Source organism: Vibrio sp. B4-6 (genome assembly GCF_963888245.1).
Lineage (GTDB): Bacteria > Pseudomonadota > Gammaproteobacteria > Enterobacterales > Vibrionaceae > Vibrio > Vibrio anguillarum.
Genome location: NZ_CAWPIM010000066.1, coordinates 189,083 through 206,440, shown reverse-complemented (window position 1 = coordinate 206,440; position 17,358 = coordinate 189,083). Strand labels below are relative to the sequence as shown.

Sequence of the window (17,358 nt, the reverse complement as noted above, 5' to 3'; positions counted from 1 at the left end):
AGTTTTGCGGACGAAGTGCATGTAGTAAGTTGAAAAATACAATGGCTAATCATTTGGCGTTTTCGTTAAGTCATTAGGCTATTAATAATCGGTGATCAATGGTCTTATAACTTATTGTATTATCAGCATGTTTTGTCGATTATTTTAACGTTGTCCAAATAAGCCATTATTTAAGCCATTATTTTTTTATAAAAAAATGAATATAAGCAAATGTGGATATAGCAAAAAAATCTAAGCCGTCCTGTCGTTACATTACAAATTTAGTTACATCGCAAATTCTTTTTTGATCCAACTTCTTAGCACTAAGATACTCTCTTGTTTCAGTTGCTCTTTGGCACAAACGAAGTAGTAGTCTTGATAGGGATTAGTCACTGCGGAACCGAGTTCTTGTAGTAGGCCTAACTTGATGTCATCTTTTACAAAGAGGCGATGGGTAACGAAAATACCTAATTGGCGGATAGTTGCTTGTACGGCTTGTGCTGAAGAAACAAATGATAGGTTTTTGCGACTTTCTGGCATGCTAAGTTGATAAGCATCGCACCAAATTTGCCAGTCTTTTTTGCGGCGCTCGTTCACAGCGATAATCGCTGGGTGGCATTTAAGTATGGATGAAAGCGTCTGCTTATCACCTTGCTTTATGAGGTCAGGTTTTATGAGTTCAGGGCTGCATACCAGCACCAATTCATCTTCGGCAAGTTTCTCACAATAGTAGTCTTGCCACTCATCTTGTTTACCATGAACAATCGCGATATCAACGTTCTCTGATGTTAGAGAAAAAGTGCCTGTTAAACTCGATATTCTCACGTCTATATGTGGCGCATGCTCTTGAAAGCGGTTAACTCGTGGTATCCACCAGTGCAGCGCTAATGAGTTGACCATGTTGAGTGTCAGTCGGTTATGGCGCTCATCTCTCATAAGCACTTCAGTTGCTTCAACGATTTGCTCCAAAGCAGGCGCAATTCTCCGATAGTATTTTTGACCAGCATTATTGAGTACGACGTGACGCCCAACGCGATTGAATAGCGGCTGGTTTAGCTGGTTCTCTAATGCTTTTATTGATTGACTGACGGCTGAATGACTAACATTAAGGTGCTTTGCTGCATCCGTCATGCTGCCTGTTTCTGCTACGGCAATAAATGAGTAGAGTGACTTGAGCGGAGGTAGTTTTCGCATTGGTAAGTTTCTCTTACAGGTTTGGTTAATATTACTCGTTATTTTTCCTTTCGTCATTGTTCTATGATGGCTGTACTAGAGGAGAGTTGTATGAACCCACGAATTTTGGCTCCATTATTTATGTTGTCCTCCACATTTAGCTTGTCATTGACAGGGCTACTGTCTAAGTTTCTTGCACATGAGATACCGCTACAAAGTCTCAGTTTTCTCCGATTTTTACTCCCCGCGCTTATATTGTTGGGAGTAATGAGCTTGACTCATTTCCGTTTTCCTCCCAAAGGTATGAAACGGGCTCTGTGGGTTCGCTCAGTATGCATTGCAGGCTGTCAGCTCTGTTTTATTTACTCACTTCAGCACCTTTCTTTGGTGGAAAGTGTCGTATTGTTCAGCACTGGTCCACTGTTTATTCCTTTGTTAGAAAAATTAATATTTGGTGTAGTGATGAAAGCAGGCACGGTTGTGAGCTTGGCCATTACATTTATCGGGGTGTTACTGCTGGCTGGCGATGTTTCGGGCATCCATTTACGGATGGAGTTATTGGTCGGTTTACTTGCGGGAGCACTGAATGCGGGATCGCAGTTAAGCTTATATCGAGCGACGAAAAGTGATATGCGATCTATTGATATCAATGCTTGGACGTTTGTGTGTGCATCAATCTTATTACTACCTTTGTTATTTCTTCCTACCTCGGACGTGAATGTACTTCAACAAACCTGGGGCAGCTTGCAGCAGTTAGCTGTGGTTATTGCCTTGAGCGGAGTCTCTATATTAGTCATCAACACTCAAATTTTTCGAGCCAAAGCCTACCGTCTGGCACACTCTGGCTCGCAGCTCGCTCCGTTAATTTTTACCAATTTGCTTTTTACCGCTTTATGGCAACAGTTGTTTTTTAATGTGCAGTACTTGCCAACACAAATGGTAGGATTGGGCTTGATTGTGATGGCAACTTTTACCGGAATTCTTATCCCGAAGCTATTTAAATCCTCAGTATCGTCAAACCAGCTTAAATCAGCTTAACCCGCTTATTGCTACTGTCTGATGAGCCCATAAGGCAGGCTAGAAAATACCTTAGGATTATTTTTCACTGTGGGCGCTTGGTTGGTTTTCTGCCAGTCAAGTAACATAATGGCAAGTACATTGCGGTGCTCTCCGTCGGCAAGGTCAAACACACCTGAGGTAGAGGGGATCATCCCTTTCTTTTTATCAATCGCTTGTTGAATTGCGAGACGAGTTTTTTCTACAACAGGATCCTTTTCTAAACCTGCGAGTAGAAAAGTGATTCCAACTTCAGCAACCACATCTTCCTTCGCTCTTAGCAAAATGGTATCGATATTATTGCGAAAGTAGTCGAAGATCCATTGATGCTGCTGCTCTTTAATGGGATTTTGATAGTATTCTGAATCGGCAAAAATAATGTGTGTCATGCCATACAGCTTATTGCCATATTGTTGCGCGGAGAGTGCTTTATCAGCAGAATCTGGGTATGTTTTCCTAAAGCTATCAATGAATGGTTGTACGACATCTTGTTCACCTAACTGGCGTAACCAATAGACTTGGTTAGCAAGTTGTGCGGCCCACGCTTTAATCATTTCTTCATCAGTGGCGTACTTAGTAAAATCATAACGGCGGATCACTTGGCGCAAAAGCTGATCTTCTTTATGTTTCAAACCATATTCGTTGGCACGGGCCATAGAGCCTAATAGGTCGACGCCTAAGTAGAGGTATTCTGGCATATGTTTAGTGGCGATATAGCGTAATTGGCTGCGTTCATCTTCGTCATCGAGGTATCCAGCCAAACGTTGCTCAGAGTAGAGAAAAACCTGTTCAGCAGTTGAAACTTCTGCGGAAAATTGATTAAGTCGGCTCGCCACGCGAGCAAGATCACTCCACACCGCTGCTGAATATTTAGGATCTAGAGTTTGGCGGTACATCCGCAACCCATAGTGCCCCTCTTTGAATGCCGGCAATGTGAAAAGTTGCTCTTCATAGGTTTGACGAATAAGCTCCGCAGATTCAGAAAAAGTGTTATTCGTTGTTGACGCTGGCTCTGCATAGCCAGAGGCAGGCAACCACAATGCAATAGCGAATCCCAGAAATAGGCCACTCTTTTTTAATAACATGATGAAAACACACCTTTAAGCTAATATTCATAATAATATTATCATTTCATATATTTATTATTGTTGGTGATGTGTTCGGTGTGCGTAAAATGACCACTTTGAGCCGTCGTTAGGATAATGCGTTTAGCTGATTGTGCTTTTTACGCTATGCAAATTGATGAATTAAAATCTTACTATGTTAGCAAAAAGCTACGAGTTCATTTGGTTATATCAATAAATTTGTAATTAATTTGGGTATTCCCTCATTAATTACGTTAATCTTAAGTAAGAAGCACTATTCTAAATAGAGCAAGTAAAACCATACACATGTAGTGATCGCTACAGGCTAGTGAGGGAGAGTTGCATGAGACATATCTCAGGCAAACAGTGGTCTGTCAATTTGCTTCTCGTTGCCTTCATCATTTTTTGTGGAGGGTTGATCGAAATTATCAATTTCAATCAACGAAGTTTTATCCGAGATAATCTTCAAACCAGAGCAAAGGAAGAGCTTTCGATTATTCGAGCTCAGTTAGAAGCTGCCATTTTGTCTGACATCTATGTAGCAAATGGGTTAACCAGTTTAATTGCGATTAACGCCCATTCTCAGTTCGAAGATTGGGAAAAGATTGCGGCTAATATTTTACATGAAGGTAGACATTTGCGCGTGATTGGGCTTGCGCCTGATGATGTGATTCGTTACACCTATCCATTGAGCGGAAATCACAAAACGATAGGCTTAGATTACCGTACCGTTCCCAAACAATGGGCCACGATCTTAAAAGCAAGGGAGATCCAAGAGATCTTCATTGCAGGCCCTGTGAACCTGGTTCAAGGTGGGCGAGGCCTTGTTGCTCGGATTCCTATATTTACTGACCCTCCTGATAACCAACAATATTGGGGAGTATGCAGTGTCGTGATCGATTTAGATTCGCTATTACTTTCCACTGGCGTTGAACGTTTTACTCACCGCTTTAATTTGGCGATACGTGGGGTAGACAGTACTGGTTCGGAAGGCGAGGTATTTTTTGGTGAACAAGAGGTGTTCACGAAAGCTTTTGCAAAACAAAGTGTTCATTTTCCCTATGGCGGCTGGGAAATTGCTGTTGCGCAGAAAAGCGATGTTTTAGGTCAAGTGCCTTGGTATCAGGTTCACATTGTACGGTTGCTAGGCTATCCGATCTTAATCTTGTTGGTTGCGGCGTTTATTACGATATATCGCTTGTACTCTATTGCTAATGAAAGAGCACTTCATGACGAATTAACTCAGCTTCCTAACCGTCGGTACTTCATGTATACGCTTGATCGATATTTTGAGCAGGCTATCAAAATGGACCAATCGGCTGGTTTTGTGATCCTCAACATTGATATTGATAAGTTCAAATCGATCAATGACACCTATGGGCATGCGGCGGGTGACAAGGTATTGATTGCTTGTGCGGAGCGAGTGAAAAGCGTATTGCGTTCTTCGGATTTAGTTGCACGCATTGGCGGTGATGAGTTTCTGGTTTTACTGTCTCGAGTATCGGACAACGATGATATTGAGCGGATCAGTCTCAAAATAAAAAGTGCGTTGTGTAATGCGCCAGTCATTTATGAGCAGCACTTAATTAACCTACATGTCAGTGTAGGCGCAGCCGCATTTAGCCCAGAATTTGATAATGTGGATGCGATGTTGAAACTGGCTGATGAGCGGATGTATCAAGAAAAGAGGCAGCAGTACTACTAGATTATTTATTCAGATTCGCATTTTGAAATTTAATTGCAAAATGCAAATTTATTATGCGACACGTTGTAATGAAACCGCTCATAAAGTAGACAGATAAGGTGTTTTTTGGCAGTTTTAAAGTTGGCATGCATCCTGCTATATAGTAAGTGACCCTTCTAAGCCGAGGGTCACCTAGCCAACTGACGTTGTTAGTGAACCTTATTTTTGTTCACACTTATTAATAGCCAATCATACTTTTTGTGATTGGCTTTTTTTATTTTTACGCTCTGCAACTAGCCAGCACATTTCTCATAGCAGCTTGGTTTTCTTGGACAGACAGCACCGCGTGAGCAGATTAAGCGCGCATTATTTTCAATTCCGCGTTCAATCCAATTAATATTAAGAATTTTAGCAATAGTCGTGAGATCTTTTTTGATGTGTCTTGGAATAAGAGAGCTCCCGCCGTTGCTGACGCATAACGCTTTGAGCTCCTCAGCAATTGAGTGAGCATCCCCACCTTGTGCATTGATGGCTGGATTCAAATCTATTCCAGCGCATAGCACTCGATTATTGCCTGCTGGATCGATCATATTGACGGATTCACAGCAATATATTCTCGGCTCATCACCTACATTCAAAATCGAAATTTGCGCAGAGCTGCCACTTTGCGGCTCTGAAAGACGTCTAAACACGGCCCAATGCTGGCAAGGGTCATTCACTTTACGCATATTCCCCCACGGTAGAGGGATCCCATTGCCACGATAAACCGCTTTTAATTTGCCTTCACCATAAGCATCGAAATAGTGCCAATGCGGATAGGGTGACACGACCGTCATGCGCCTCATCGCAACGGAAGGAGAAACCCCCGCTTTCAAATGTACATCGATTTCGTAACCGCTGCGATCAAGAAGTTGTCGATAAGGCACTTTGGGGCACAGCAGTGCGCCAGCAAAAAAACTCGATTCAAAATCTCGCCATGCCTGAAGGATATCTTGGGAATTTAATTCACAGGTGGCGGTGGCATCAGGCGTTTCTTCCCAACTGTTTGTGTGGCCAACCGTTAAGACACTTTTTAGTCCCTCTTTGCTGTGCAGAATATTGTGGCCAATATACACTGCGAGGTCGTACTTTAGGCGAGTTGGGTACTCACGTAGAATTTCATTGAGGTAGATCGTGCATGGTGGTTCAAAAAAAGAGGTAATAAGTTGTTTGGCGCTAACACCAAGCTCATCAACAACATCTTGCGGGGTTCTCGTGACCCAGCGGATAACCAAACCAAGGCTTTTGGCGATGTCGATAAGATCTTCAACAGCTAAGTTTAAGCGTTTTAAACCCACTTCTTCTGCTGCTCGCTCAAGATCTGGGAAGTGGTTTTGTAAACTCTCTTGGTGAGCACGGATCAATAGATGAGCAAACTGTTTGCCAGTGATCCCGGTTTGGGAAAGCATCTCTGGGATTGCGATTTGTAAAATATCATTTGAGAATAAAAAGCTAGGTTCAAGAGCCATACCGCTGATCCCACCTCTGTTACCCTTGTCAGGAGTAATATCCGTTTGACCTGGTTCATCATCTAAAAACCAAGCGGGATCTTTTTGGAAAACTTGGGCAATGACCTCCAACATATCAACACTAGGTACCCGTTTTCCACGCTCAATCATCGAAAGGTATGAAACGGAGGGGGCGTATTCTGGGTTGATACGAATACAGCGTGCCGATAAATCTTCCATCGTTAGGTGATTACGCTTTCTTAAGTTTCTGACTTTTGTCCCTAAGAAATGTGACTGACGAACTAAGCTTTTTGATAAGGCCATTTTGTAAAATTCACACTGTAAAATTTTTGTTGTGAAATTGTAGTAAAAAATTGGTTAATCTACCAAGTAAGCAAGGTCACAAATTTGCACAAAGGTTAAACGCAAGTTTGGAATAATTGCTCTAGAACACAAAATGTTGAGTTACCTATAAGGAAAAGACGATGAATATGCTGACATTCGATAAAACAGAAATCCAAAAACTAGATAAACCCTTTATCGCTGAAGCCGTCTTCGCCGTCGAGACTATCAGTGCTAATCAACAAAATGAAAAACAGAGTAGAGCGAAGCAACTACTCGATAGATTGTTCCCTTTGGCGACGGGCTCTCATCAAGATGTGACCAGTTATGTGATCGATTACCGCCATGTGTTGGCTTATTTCAAGGATGGGCGTCATAGTGGTTTGAAGCACCCAAAACATTTTGTTGCCTTCAATGGTGAAAAGGAGTCACCATGTTCGATCTTGTTCCGTGATGGAAGTGGTAGCCATGTTGAAGTGATGTTAGGCTGCACTAAAGGGACTGGACGCGTTGAACTGATAGAGATTAATGATATTCAGTTAGAAACGTGTACCACATTTACCCAATCGGTGGAAGAAATGCCCAGCGCCGCAATGCGCCACTGGGTAAGCCTAGTCAAAGGTGATGAAAAGGGTAAGCCTCAAGCTTGTAGTGAAGATAAGGAGTACACCGCAAAAGATGGTGAAGACTATTACTTAAACTACAGTTTTAACCTTGCTTAGGTTATAGATGTGTATTGGGATTAAATGGGGCGTGGCGCCCCTTTTACTTTTCTATCCATAAATTGAGGTTTATGGAACTTGTGATTGCTTTTCAGCTACCCATAAGCCATAAGAGGTTGAAGCGATTAAAGCGGCATAACACGGTTGCGGCCTAATTGTTTTGCTTCATAGAGCAGTTTATCGGTTCTTTCTATCAAAGACTCGGACGTATCACCTAGTTGTAATTCTGTCACACCAAAAGAGGCGGTAATATTACCAACTTGGTTTCCTGAACGGCGATCCTTCACGCTCATTTTTTCTATCGAACGGCGCAGTGATTCTGCAAACTGTCTGGCAATGCGCAGTGTTTTATTTGGAACAATTAAAACGAACTCTTCGCCGCCAAATCGGTAGGCGGTAATGCCATCTCGACAGCTACTCTGAAGCTTTTTAGCGATGCCTTTGATGACGGTGTCACCAAATAGGTGGCCATAATTGTCATTAAAAGATTTGAAGTGATCGATATCTAATAAGATCAGGCTTATTGGTTGCTGCGCGCTTATTAGGGTAAAGAGATCATCATTGAACGAACGGCGGTTATATAAACCGGACAATCCATCGAATAAAGCCTCTTTTTGCACCTCGGCAAGCTGCTCTTTCAGTCGATGAATTTCTTTACTGGCACTATTAAGTTGACCATTTAAAAACTGAGTTGAATGGCGAATATCTCGCGATTCAGTGACCAATTGGCGAACCACTTTCATCACCTCTTCGATCGATAAATCATCGTTTTCGACTCGTTCTAATTCACTAAAACTTTTATCAATCACTCTGGCAAATTCGCTGGTATCGGTTAGGGTATCTGACATTGAACTTGCGACTTCATTGACTAACACTTCAATGTTGTTGCGTAGCGTGCTTAAACTGGTTTCAGAGCGCGATGCGACATAGCTGTTATAGAGTTGAGAGCTTGCCGCGGGAGGACAAAGGCCAAAGTTTTCCAATACAGAATCGAGTTCTCGATTGAGTTGAGGTATGGCGTTGTCAACATAGGTATACCAAAGTGCATAGTTAGCAGGTGTCGCCGCCACATGATTTTTCATCATCAACGGTACTGCTTTTTTTAAATTGGCTGTAGATCTCTTAAAGTCGTCGCTGGTCATTATCGTAAAATTAATAGACAGTCACAGATATTCATACCGCTAAGATTAGCGGATATCCCAAAGTTATGCGCTAAAAAAATGCAACTAAAGTTTGAAGTTGAATTTTTATTTACGGTGAACAATCGATTCTTGATGTAGATCAAACACAACAGACAGACATAGTAGGGGGTTTTTTATATATTGAATCGCTGAATGATTAAAATAAGTTGGTTACTGAATCAAGGAGTAATAGATGGAGATGTATGATATTGAATCGTTTTTGGATATTTTACCTCAGGTAGAAAGTAGCTATCCGTTTGGTCCTGACGCGTTGGTTTTCAAAATTCGCGGTAAAATGTTTGCCTATACTTCTCAGTCGAGAGAAGAGCCGTTTGTGACATTGAAGTGCACTCCCGAAGATGGTGAAGTTCTGACCAGTGCCTTTTCCGCTATTCGTCCTGGTTATCATATGAATAAAAGACACTGGATCTCCGTTAAGTTAAACGGAGATGTTGACCAGATGATGTTAGAGGAATTATGTGGACGCTCTTATCAGCTTGTGGTGAGTAAACTGAAAAAATCAGATAGAGAAGCGCTTCAGGTTCTGTTTGTGCAAGCAAAACTTGATTAAGCGGTATCCTTACGTTGTTCCAGTTTTTTTGCGCCACGCAGCATCGCTTCTATTAATTCTGTCGCGTTAAATTTTTCCAAAGCTTCGTGGGCTCCGACTTGGTGAGCTCTATCCAAACAGATCTCACTGGAAAGCGAGGTGTGAAGAATACAATAAGCATGGCTCAGCATTGGATCATTTTGAACCTCAAAGGCCAGTTCATATCCATCGAGGCCCGGCATTTCAATATCACTGACCAGCAAATCGATCGCACGTTGATGTTGAGCGTCTTGACGCATCAGCTCAATGGCATCAAGTCCATTTTTACAGATTTGGTAAGGGATGTTGATACTGTCTAAGGCATCTGACAATTGTTTACGTGCAATAGATGAATCATCCACCAGTAAAATACGCAATGCTTTTAATCGCTCACGTTCAATATCAGTCAGCATCGGGATCTTAGTTGATTCATACTGTGGATAAATTTTTGAAAGTAATAATTCGACGTCAAGTAACTGCACAATCTGTTTTTGATAGCGGGTTATGCCAGTGACAAAAACGTCTTTTCCCGCCACTGCAGGTGAAGACTCGATTGTTCGCCAGTCACACTCGATGATTTTTTCAATGCTACGTACCATAAACGCAACTACGGTTCGCAAGCAGTCCGTCACGATTAAGTAGCATTGTTTATATTCGCTAGGTTGAATTGCTCTAAAGCCAATGGCGGCAGCCATATCAATGACAGGTACCGTCAAGTTACGGATAGTCACCGTTCCGATCACATGGTGATGAGAATATGGGATTTGTGTCATTGGCATGTAAGGGACAATCTCTCGTACTTTCAGAGTCCCGATAGCAAAAAGCTGTTTCTGAGTGTTCAATGTGAACATTAACATGCCTTGGGATTGGTTTGCCTTACTGGGGGTTTTAGCCATAACACCTTACTCAACGTTGTTTCTTATGCTTAATACTAAACGATCTCTTACTGACGGCAATGCGTTAAATGCAAATAAACAGTATAACCGTATGTTTATTGATCTTTTGCACTCTTACATTGGGGTTGGACTCTTGAAAAGCATCCGTTACACTATTTGCAGTAGCAAATTTATTGAGAAAAATGATGGCAAGAACGGCAGCGGCTCTTCACATTTTAGTGAAGCATAAAGAACAAGCTGAAGATATTATCGCTCAGTTAAAAAAGGGAGCGAAATTTCAAACATTAGCCAGAAAATATTCTACCTGTCCTTCGGGTAAAAAAGGGGGCGATCTGGGTGAGTTTCGTCAGGGGCAGATGGTACCTCAATTTGATAAAATCTGTTTCACTGGAGAGGTGCTGACACCCCATTTGGTGAAAACCAAGTTTGGTTGGCATGTTGTAAAAGTTCTATATCGGACCTAGCCTCAATAGGGTGATTTTCTCATCGACGTTGATTTTTAAAGTAATAGTCAATGAGCAGTGAGTGCCACGCTTTTTCTCAAAACCAGAAATGTGTGGTGCTTTTCATTCGTTAGGAACGACACTTGATTCTTTATCTTTTTATTCCATTACCTTTTATAGAATGGCCTACTACACCCAAACCACGTCAAGTAGTAAGGTATATAAATAAAACAGCCATTTGTTCTCATAAATAAGAATCCACAATAACTTCATGAATTAAATGGATTTATTCATTAGGTTTTTTATTAAAATGAGAGCGGGTTATTTTGAGATATTGACTTATAGTCGCTTAACGTTAGTTTTATCAAGTGAGCGGTATGATCTAGGAGTTTAAAATGAGTGAAGAAAAAAAAATTAACGTTCGATTGCTTTCTGATGTTTGTATGCAGTCTCGCTTACTTAAAGATTCGCTAGAGTCAAAGTTGCCGATTAGTATTGATATCTCTCCGCTTTGCGATACGTGGATGAATGATAACAGTCTATCATCCTATAAAATTCAATTGGTTATCATCGACTATTCTCGCGTTGATGAAAATAATTTTGCTGATTACTCAGCATTTAAACGCTTATCCTGCCCTGATGCAAAAGAAGTGCTTATTAATTGCCCGCTAGATATTGAACCTAAAATGCTCTTTAAATGGCAGAATCTTGTAGGTGTATTTTATACCAATGATCAGCTTGAATCTTTAGTTAAGGGCATGGAAAAAGTGCTTGATGATGAAATGTGGTTTAATCGAAAATTGGCTCAGGAATATATACAGCATTATCGTGCAGGTAATTCATCTATTACCTCTCAAGCTTATGCTAAATTAACGAAAAGAGAGCAGCAAATAATTAAGCTACTTGGCTGTGGTGCATCTAATATGCAAATTGCAGATGAGTTGTTTGTAAGTGAAAATACAGTAAAAACACATTTACATAATGTATTTAAAAAGATAAATGCTAAAAATAGACTTCAGGCATTATTATGGGCAAAAGATAATATTGGTATTGAAGAGTTTAATTAAATTTTATTTATTTTTAAATAAGACAGCCCCTTTGATAGGGGCTGTCTTATTTTCTTAACTGAATTTCTTTTTATTCGGCTTCGATGCCTTTTTCTTTGTAAAGGCGGCGGCATGCACGTCCATCGCTGTGGAAGAGATGGCAGCGATGCCCTGGAATACCAATTGTCAATGTATCACCTGTTTCAACGCCCAAAGTATCAGGCTGGCGGTAAATTACATCAGAATCAGAGCCTTTCAAGTTCATGTAGACTTGTGTTTCATTGCCGAGTTTCTCAACCATCATCACTTTGCCTTCAATTTTCGCGTCACCATCTTCAGCGCTCAGCAAGTGCTCTGGACGCACACCTAATGACATACGCTCGCCGCGAGTGATCGTGGTGCCATCGACCAAAATCCAAAATGAGGTTCCATTAGAGAGTTGAACTTTCACGCGTTCGGCTTCGACATCTTCGATGAATACGCTCATGAAGTTCATTTTAGGAGAACCGATGAAGCCTGCGACGAAACGATTTTCTGGGTAATGATACAACTCAAGTGGTTTGCCTACTTGTGATACGAAACCAGCATCCAAGACCACGATTTTGTCAGCCATTGTCATTGCTTCGACTTGATCATGGGTAACGTAAATCATAGTACAGCCCAATTTGCGTTGCAGTTTGGTTATCTCTGAACGCATCTGTACGCGCAGCGCTGCATCTAGGTTAGACAGCGGCTCATCAAGCAAAAAGACATTCGGTTGTGAGACTAAAGTACGCCCAATCGCGACACGCTGACGTTGGCCACCTGAAAGAGACTTAGGTTGACGTTCAAGCAAATGGCTGAGTTGGAGAATATCGGCGGCGTGCTCAACACGTTGCTCGATCTCCTTTTTATCGGCTTTGGCCAACTTTAGGCCAAAAGACATGTTGTCGAAAAGATTAAGGTGCGGGTAGAGCGCATAGGATTGAAATACCATGCCGACGCCACGTTTAGAAGGTTCAACATCATTCATTCGCTTATCGCCAATAAACAAGTCACCCGAGGTGATATCTTCTAGGCCTGCGATGCAACGCAGTAGGGTGGATTTCCCACAACCTGACGGACCGACAAAGACGACAAATTCGCCTTCTTGAATTTCTAAGTCGACATTTTTAGAAATTAATACATCACCGTATGCTTTACATACATTTTTTAACGTGACACTCGCCATAGAGCTCGTCCTCGATCAATATTTTTTATAAATCACTGCCCATCATTATATGAGTTTTCTTGCAGGCAATGACAGCAGGAATTGGGTAAGGTGGTTAATAATGTAAGAAAAAGGGTGATGTCTTCAAATTAAGGGAGTTTGAAGAAAGCATCACCCATCCATGCCAATGATTTAGTTCACTTCCCCTGCACATTGAGCGTCTCCCCCGTTATAAAATCAATTACCACGAACGCTCATTTATGACAGCAAACCAATCTAGCGATGTAAGCCAGTAAACGATGAGTTACTGGAAAAGGCTCTTACTATCCACTCTGGGATGACTGTATTTTGTGTGATGTGTGTGTTTGATACATCCTCCTAATTGAGTTTTTATAGGGGGGAGTAGCGATGGATGCGATGGAGGAGGGGTTTAAGGGCTGAGTTAGATCCAGTTCAAATAATTAATGGCTGTTAAGTGGAAGCATGTCACAAAAAGGTATTTTTTTGTGATTGAGCTCTCTAACCTTGAGCGATGATGATCACGAAAATAGTCCATAATATCGAGGGCGTAGGGCGTAGGAGGATGAGTCAAGTTAGGTTTTCTCTGATTATATATGACGAAATACGGCGAAACCTGTTGGTGAGCCCTACAACACAAAAATAAAAAGGATATGAACATGAAAAACGCCCTAAGCACAGTCGCGCTAAGTACTCTAGTTGCTCTTGGTTCGTTTGGTGCACATGCTGCTATTGAAGAAGGACAACTCACCATTTGGATTAATGGTGATAAAGGCTATAACGGTTTGGCTGAAGTGGGTAAGAAATTTGAGGCGGACACGGGTATCAAAGTGACCGTGGCTCACCCTGACGCACTTCAAGATAAATTCCCACAAACTGCAGCAACGGGTGATGGACCTGATATTGTGTTCTGGGCTCATGACCGTTTTGGTGGTTATGCAGAAGCTGGCTTGCTGGCTGAAATTAAACCTTCAAAAGCGATTCAAGAGGGTATCGTGGATTTTGCCTGGGATGCGGTGAAATACAACGGTAAAATCATCGGCTACCCAGTCGCGGTAGAATCCTTGTCTCTCATCTATAATAAAGATCTTGTGCCAAACCCACCGAAAAGCTGGGAAGAAGTGGAAGCGTTGAACGCCAAACTTAAGAAAGAGGGCAAAACGGCCATCATGTGGAACTTGAAAGAACCGTATTTCACATGGCCTCTTATGGCGGCTGATGGCGGTTACGCATTCAAATACACGATTGATGGCTATGATGTGAAAGATGCGGGTATCGCGAATAAAGGCGTAAAAGACGCGATGAACTTCGTGAAAGGCTTAGTGGACAAAGGCGTGATCTCTCCGGATATGGACTACTCTGTTTCTGAAGCTGCGTTTAACCAAGGTAAAACGGCAATGACGATCAACGGTCCGTGGGCTTGGGGCAACATTGAAAAATCAGGCATTAACTACGGTGTGACGACATTACCGAAATTTAACGGGCAATCTTCCAAGCCGTTCGTGGGCGTATTGACGGCTGGTATCAGCACCGCTTCTCCAAATAAAGATCTCGCGATTGAGTTTATCGAAAACTACTTACTCACCAATGATGGTCTGCGCATGGTCAATAATGACAAACCTCTTGGTGCGGTGGCTCTTAACTCTTTCCAACGTGAGCTTGATGCAGATACACGCATCGCCGCGACAATGGATAACGCAATGAATGGCGAAATTATGCCGAACATCCCTCAGATGAATGCATTTTGGGGCAGCGCGAAAAGTGCAATTATCAATATTGTAGATGGCCGCCAAACTGTCGATGCCGCACTGGCTGATGCAGAAAAACAAATGACTAAATAATTCGGTTTTGGTCAAGCCCTTAAGGAGAGGGTAACCTCTCCTTCATTTTACGTTTATATCGCTAGCAGGTTCTTCTATGCAGTCAGTTCAAGGTACAGATGCTTTGTCAGCACCCGAAACGGCACTTCCTTCCAGTAAAAATGTGCTCATTAAATGGGCATTATTAGGTACGGTTGGTATCGTTAACGGTTACGCCACTATTCTTATGTATTCTCGCGGTGAGCTCGCCTTTGCGCTGCTTACTCTCATTCTTACCGCTCTGGCCCTTTATATTTTCGGCAGTAAACATACTTATGCACACCGCTATATTTATCCGGGTATCGCGGGAATGATCTTATTCATCCTCTTTCCTTTGGCCTACACCGTTGGTCTGGCTTTTACTAACTACAGTGCTAAAAACCAACTCTCTTTAGAACGTGCACAGACCGTGCTGTTGGATCGAACTTATCAGGGCGGGGAAAGTTATCCTTTCACTCTATACAAAACGGAAAGTGGTTACCGAATTGCAATCGAAGATGGAGAGCAGACGCTCGCTACCGACGTGTTTTCCTTAAATGGCTTATCGGTGACCGATATGGACCTTCAACCTATTGAGGGTATTGAGGGCACCAAAGAGCCGATTAAAACCATTATTAATCACCGTGCTACGTTGAGCTCAATTGATCTGCATTTCCCTAGTGGTGAAGATGTACGTATGAGTGGCTTGCGCAAGTTTGCCGCCGTATCGCCGCTTTACACCATGCAAGATGATGGCGAAACGCTGGTCAATAATCAAACAGGCGAAATACTACGGCCGAATATGGATGTTGGCTTTTATCAACCAGTGGACGAAAGTGGTCAATTTATCGGTGCGACAGTATCGCCTGGTTTTGTGGTGAAAATTGGCACACATAACTTTGAGCGTGTATGGAAAGATGACGGTATTAAAGAGCCTTTCATCAATATCTTTATCTGGACAGTCGTTTTCTCAACCTTAACCGTGATTTTCACTCTTATGATAGGGCTAGTGTTGGCTAGTGTTGTGCAATGGGAAGAGCTTAAAGGCCGCGCCGTTTACCGAGTGCTATTAATCCTGCCTTATGCTGTTCCTGCTTTTATTTCTATTTTGATCTTCAAAGGCTTGTTCAACCAAAGCTTTGGTGAGATCAATATGGTGCTCAACAGTATTTTTGGCATTAGTCCTAGTTGGTTCTCAGACCCCTTTCTCGCTAAAAGTATGGTGCTGATCGTCAATACTTGGCTTGGTTTTCCTTACATGATGATTTTGTGTATGGGTCTTTTGAAAGCGATTCCAGAGGATTTATATGAAGCATCGGCGATTGATGGTGCAGGTTTTTTACACAACTTTACCCGTATCACATTGCCGCTCATGATCAAACCAATGACTCCGTTACTTATTGCGAGCTTTGCGTTTAACTTTAACAACTTTGTGATGATTCAACTTCTGACACAAGGTGGCCCGAATATGATTGGTACTTCAGAGCCAGCCGGTTACACCGATTTACTCGTAAGCTATACCTATCGTATTGCGTTTGAAGGAGCTGGTGGTCAAGACTTCGGTTTGGCTAGTGCCATCGCAACCTTGATCTTCTTACTGGTTGGTGGGTTAGCACTACTCAACTTACGTTTTACGAAGCTGTCACAGAATTAAGGAGTAATCGTTATGGCGATGGTACAAGGTCAATCTCTCAAATATCGCTTATGGGCGACTCATGTTGCTCTGTGGGCATTTTTATCGCTGATCATTTTTCCACTATTGATGGTCATTGCGATTTCATTTCGTGAAGGGAACTTTGCCACGGGCAGTTTGATCCCAGATAACCCATCTTTAGAACACTGGAAATTGGCATTAGGTTTTGCCGTCACTAATGCTGATGGCTCTGTTACACCGCCGCCATTTCCGGTTCTGACTTGGTTATGGAATTCAGTGAAAGTAGCAGGCATTACTTCAGTGCTCATTGTGGCCCTATCGACAACGTCTGCTTATGCCTTTGCGCGCATGCGTTTTAAAGGTAAAGACACCATCCTAAAAGCGATGATGATTTTTCAAATGTTCCCAGCGGTACTGGCACTGGTTGCGATGTATGCACTGTTTGACAAATTAGGTCAATACATCCCATTTCTTGGCTTAAATACGCATGGTGGTTTAATTTTCTCCTACCTAGGTGGTATCGCACTGCACGTATGGACGATCAAAGGCTATTTTGAAACGATAGATAACTCATTAGAAGAAGCGGCTGCTTTAGATGGAGCTACACCATGGCAAGCCTTTAGACTGGTGCTGCTACCACTCTCTGTGCCGATTCTTGCGGTTGTGTTTATTCTCTCGTTTATTGGGGTGGTTGGTGAAGTACCAGTGGCATCTTTGCTACTTTCTGATGTAAACTCATATACATTAGCGGTGGGTATGCAGCAGTATCTTTATCCTCAGAACTATTTGTGGGGAGATTTTGCAGCAGCAGCAGTGTTGTCTGCTTTACCTATCACTGTCGTATTTTTGCTTGCACAGCGCTGGTTAGTCGGAGGACTTACGGCCGGTGGTGTGAAAGGATAATAACGATAGGGCGACCGTGAGGTCGCCCATATTGTATTAGCTTAACGTATTTGGTTTGGCCGCCGATCAGTTA

General features: G+C 42.3%; 15 protein-coding genes. 9 read left to right on the top strand and 6 right to left on the bottom strand.

Translation table 11 applies throughout. The features are described from left to right. Positions 1 to 264: 264 nt before the first annotated feature. Positions 265 to 1,173: a LysR substrate-binding domain-containing protein gene (locus tag AACV20_RS15150; RefSeq protein WP_088733514.1), complete on the bottom strand. Its 909-nt coding sequence runs from the start codon at positions 1,171 to 1,173 to the stop codon at positions 265 to 267. A 90-nt stretch (positions 1,174 to 1,263) separates the two neighbouring features. On the opposite strand from AACV20_RS15150, the gene AACV20_RS15145 reads away from it, so the two are divergent. After that, positions 1,264 to 2,190, top strand: coding sequence for a DMT family transporter (locus tag AACV20_RS15145; RefSeq protein WP_170907571.1), 927 nt, complete (start codon positions 1,264 to 1,266; stop codon positions 2,188 to 2,190). A gap of 11 nt (positions 2,191 to 2,201) precedes the next feature. Here the strand turns inward: AACV20_RS15145 and AACV20_RS15140 are convergent, their stop codons facing one another. Continuing rightward, entirely contained in the window at positions 2,202 to 3,293 is a 1,092-nt protein-coding gene (locus tag AACV20_RS15140; protein ID WP_170907570.1) for a DUF3541 domain-containing protein, read from the bottom strand. Positions 3,294 to 3,621: 328 nt separating this feature from the next. Here AACV20_RS15140 and AACV20_RS15135 point away from each other — a divergent pair, with 328 nt between their 5' ends. Further along, positions 3,622 to 4,998: a diguanylate cyclase gene (locus tag AACV20_RS15135; protein ID WP_017045991.1), complete on the top strand. Its 1,377-nt coding sequence runs from the start codon at positions 3,622 to 3,624 to the stop codon at positions 4,996 to 4,998. A gap of 272 nt (positions 4,999 to 5,270) precedes the next feature. Here AACV20_RS15135 and AACV20_RS15130 read toward each other — a convergent pair whose 3' ends face one another. After that, positions 5,271 to 6,788 (bottom strand): DUF3612 domain-containing protein, encoded by a 1,518-nt coding sequence (locus tag AACV20_RS15130; RefSeq protein ID WP_017047432.1) that lies wholly within the window; start codon positions 6,786 to 6,788, stop codon positions 5,271 to 5,273. 161 nt (positions 6,789 to 6,949) lie between these two features. Here AACV20_RS15130 and AACV20_RS15125 point away from each other — a divergent pair, with 161 nt between their 5' ends. Continuing rightward, on the top strand, positions 6,950 to 7,528 hold the full coding sequence (locus AACV20_RS15125; RefSeq protein ID WP_013868075.1) for a malate synthase: 579 nt from the start codon (positions 6,950 to 6,952) through the stop codon (positions 7,526 to 7,528). Positions 7,529 to 7,653: 125 nt separating this feature from the next. Here AACV20_RS15125 and AACV20_RS15120 read toward each other — a convergent pair whose 3' ends face one another. Further along, positions 7,654 to 8,670: a GGDEF domain-containing protein gene (locus tag AACV20_RS15120; protein ID WP_017045993.1), complete on the bottom strand. Its 1,017-nt coding sequence runs from the start codon at positions 8,668 to 8,670 to the stop codon at positions 7,654 to 7,656. Between the two features lie 232 nt (positions 8,671 to 8,902). Here AACV20_RS15120 and AACV20_RS15115 point away from each other — a divergent pair, with 232 nt between their 5' ends. Further along, positions 8,903 to 9,280, top strand: coding sequence for an MmcQ/YjbR family DNA-binding protein (locus AACV20_RS15115; protein WP_088729757.1), 378 nt, complete (start codon positions 8,903 to 8,905; stop codon positions 9,278 to 9,280). Here AACV20_RS15115 and AACV20_RS15110 read toward each other — a convergent pair. After that, positions 9,277 to 10,194: a chemotaxis protein gene (locus AACV20_RS15110; RefSeq protein WP_013868073.1), complete on the bottom strand. Its 918-nt coding sequence runs from the start codon at positions 10,192 to 10,194 to the stop codon at positions 9,277 to 9,279. The genes AACV20_RS15115 and AACV20_RS15110 overlap by 4 nt on opposite strands. A gap of 185 nt (positions 10,195 to 10,379) precedes the next feature. On the opposite strand from AACV20_RS15110, the gene ppiC reads away from it, so the two are divergent. Both ppiC and AACV20_RS15100 read left to right on the top strand, forming a co-directional pair. Beyond that, on the top strand, positions 10,380 to 10,658 hold the full coding sequence (gene ppiC / locus AACV20_RS15105; RefSeq protein WP_026027858.1) for a peptidylprolyl isomerase PpiC: 279 nt from the start codon (positions 10,380 to 10,382) through the stop codon (positions 10,656 to 10,658). A gap of 374 nt (positions 10,659 to 11,032) precedes the next feature. Continuing rightward, entirely contained in the window at positions 11,033 to 11,704 is a 672-nt protein-coding gene (locus AACV20_RS15100) for a LuxR C-terminal-related transcriptional regulator (RefSeq protein ID WP_013868071.1), read from the top strand. A gap of 70 nt (positions 11,705 to 11,774) precedes the next feature. Here the strand turns inward: AACV20_RS15100 and malK are convergent, their stop codons facing one another. Further along, complete coding sequence (gene malK, locus AACV20_RS15095) at positions 11,775 to 12,893, bottom strand: maltose/maltodextrin ABC transporter ATP-binding protein MalK (protein WP_017045996.1); 1,119 nt, start codon at positions 12,891 to 12,893, stop codon at positions 11,775 to 11,777. A gap of 656 nt (positions 12,894 to 13,549) precedes the next feature. Between malK and malE the strand changes: the two genes are divergently transcribed. The 3 genes from malE to malG all read left to right on the top strand — a co-directional run bounded on the left by malE (position 13,550) and on the right by malG (position 17,285). Next, positions 13,550 to 14,731, top strand: a complete 1,182-nt coding sequence (gene malE, locus AACV20_RS15090; RefSeq protein ID WP_026027705.1) for a maltose/maltodextrin ABC transporter substrate-binding protein MalE — start codon at positions 13,550 to 13,552, stop codon at positions 14,729 to 14,731. 76 nt (positions 14,732 to 14,807) lie between these two features. Next, positions 14,808 to 16,382, top strand: coding sequence for a maltose ABC transporter permease MalF (gene malF, locus AACV20_RS15085; protein ID WP_013868068.1), 1,575 nt, complete (start codon positions 14,808 to 14,810; stop codon positions 16,380 to 16,382). A gap of 12 nt (positions 16,383 to 16,394) precedes the next feature. Beyond that, positions 16,395 to 17,285 (top strand): maltose ABC transporter permease MalG, encoded by an 891-nt coding sequence (malG, locus tag AACV20_RS15080; RefSeq protein WP_010317575.1) that lies wholly within the window; start codon positions 16,395 to 16,397, stop codon positions 17,283 to 17,285. Positions 17,286 to 17,358 lie beyond the last annotated feature (73 nt).

What these genes read in the sequence shown, in the direction of transcription:
- AACV20_RS15150 (WP_088733514.1), bottom strand. Translation starts at nt 1,173, where the DNA reads ATGCGAAAACTACCTCCGCTCAAGTCACTCTACTCATTTATTGCCGTA.
- AACV20_RS15145 (WP_170907571.1), top strand. Translation starts at nt 1,264, where the DNA reads ATGAACCCACGAATTTTGGCTCCATTATTTATGTTGTCCTCCACATTT.
- AACV20_RS15140 (WP_170907570.1), bottom strand. Translation starts at nt 3,293, where the DNA reads ATGTTATTAAAAAAGAGTGGCCTATTTCTGGGATTCGCTATTGCATTG.
- AACV20_RS15130 (WP_017047432.1), bottom strand. Translation starts at nt 6,788, where the DNA reads ATGGCCTTATCAAAAAGCTTAGTTCGTCAGTCACATTTCTTAGGGACA.
- AACV20_RS15125 (WP_013868075.1), top strand. Translation starts at nt 6,950, where the DNA reads ATGAATATGCTGACATTCGATAAAACAGAAATCCAAAAACTAGATAAA.
- AACV20_RS15120 (WP_017045993.1), bottom strand. Translation starts at nt 8,670, where the DNA reads ATGACCAGCGACGACTTTAAGAGATCTACAGCCAATTTAAAAAAAGCA.
- AACV20_RS15115 (WP_088729757.1), top strand. Translation starts at nt 8,903, where the DNA reads ATGGAGATGTATGATATTGAATCGTTTTTGGATATTTTACCTCAGGTA.
- AACV20_RS15110 (WP_013868073.1), bottom strand. Translation starts at nt 10,194, where the DNA reads ATGGCTAAAACCCCCAGTAAGGCAAACCAATCCCAAGGCATGTTAATG.
- ppiC (WP_026027858.1), top strand. Translation starts at nt 10,380, where the DNA reads ATGGCAAGAACGGCAGCGGCTCTTCACATTTTAGTGAAGCATAAAGAA.
- AACV20_RS15100 (WP_013868071.1), top strand. Translation starts at nt 11,033, where the DNA reads ATGAGTGAAGAAAAAAAAATTAACGTTCGATTGCTTTCTGATGTTTGT.
- malK (WP_017045996.1), bottom strand. Translation starts at nt 12,893, where the DNA reads ATGGCGAGTGTCACGTTAAAAAATGTATGTAAAGCATACGGTGATGTA.
- malE (WP_026027705.1), top strand. Translation starts at nt 13,550, where the DNA reads ATGAAAAACGCCCTAAGCACAGTCGCGCTAAGTACTCTAGTTGCTCTT.
- malF (WP_013868068.1), top strand. Translation starts at nt 14,808, where the DNA reads ATGCAGTCAGTTCAAGGTACAGATGCTTTGTCAGCACCCGAAACGGCA.
- malG (WP_010317575.1), top strand. Translation starts at nt 16,395, where the DNA reads ATGGCGATGGTACAAGGTCAATCTCTCAAATATCGCTTATGGGCGACT.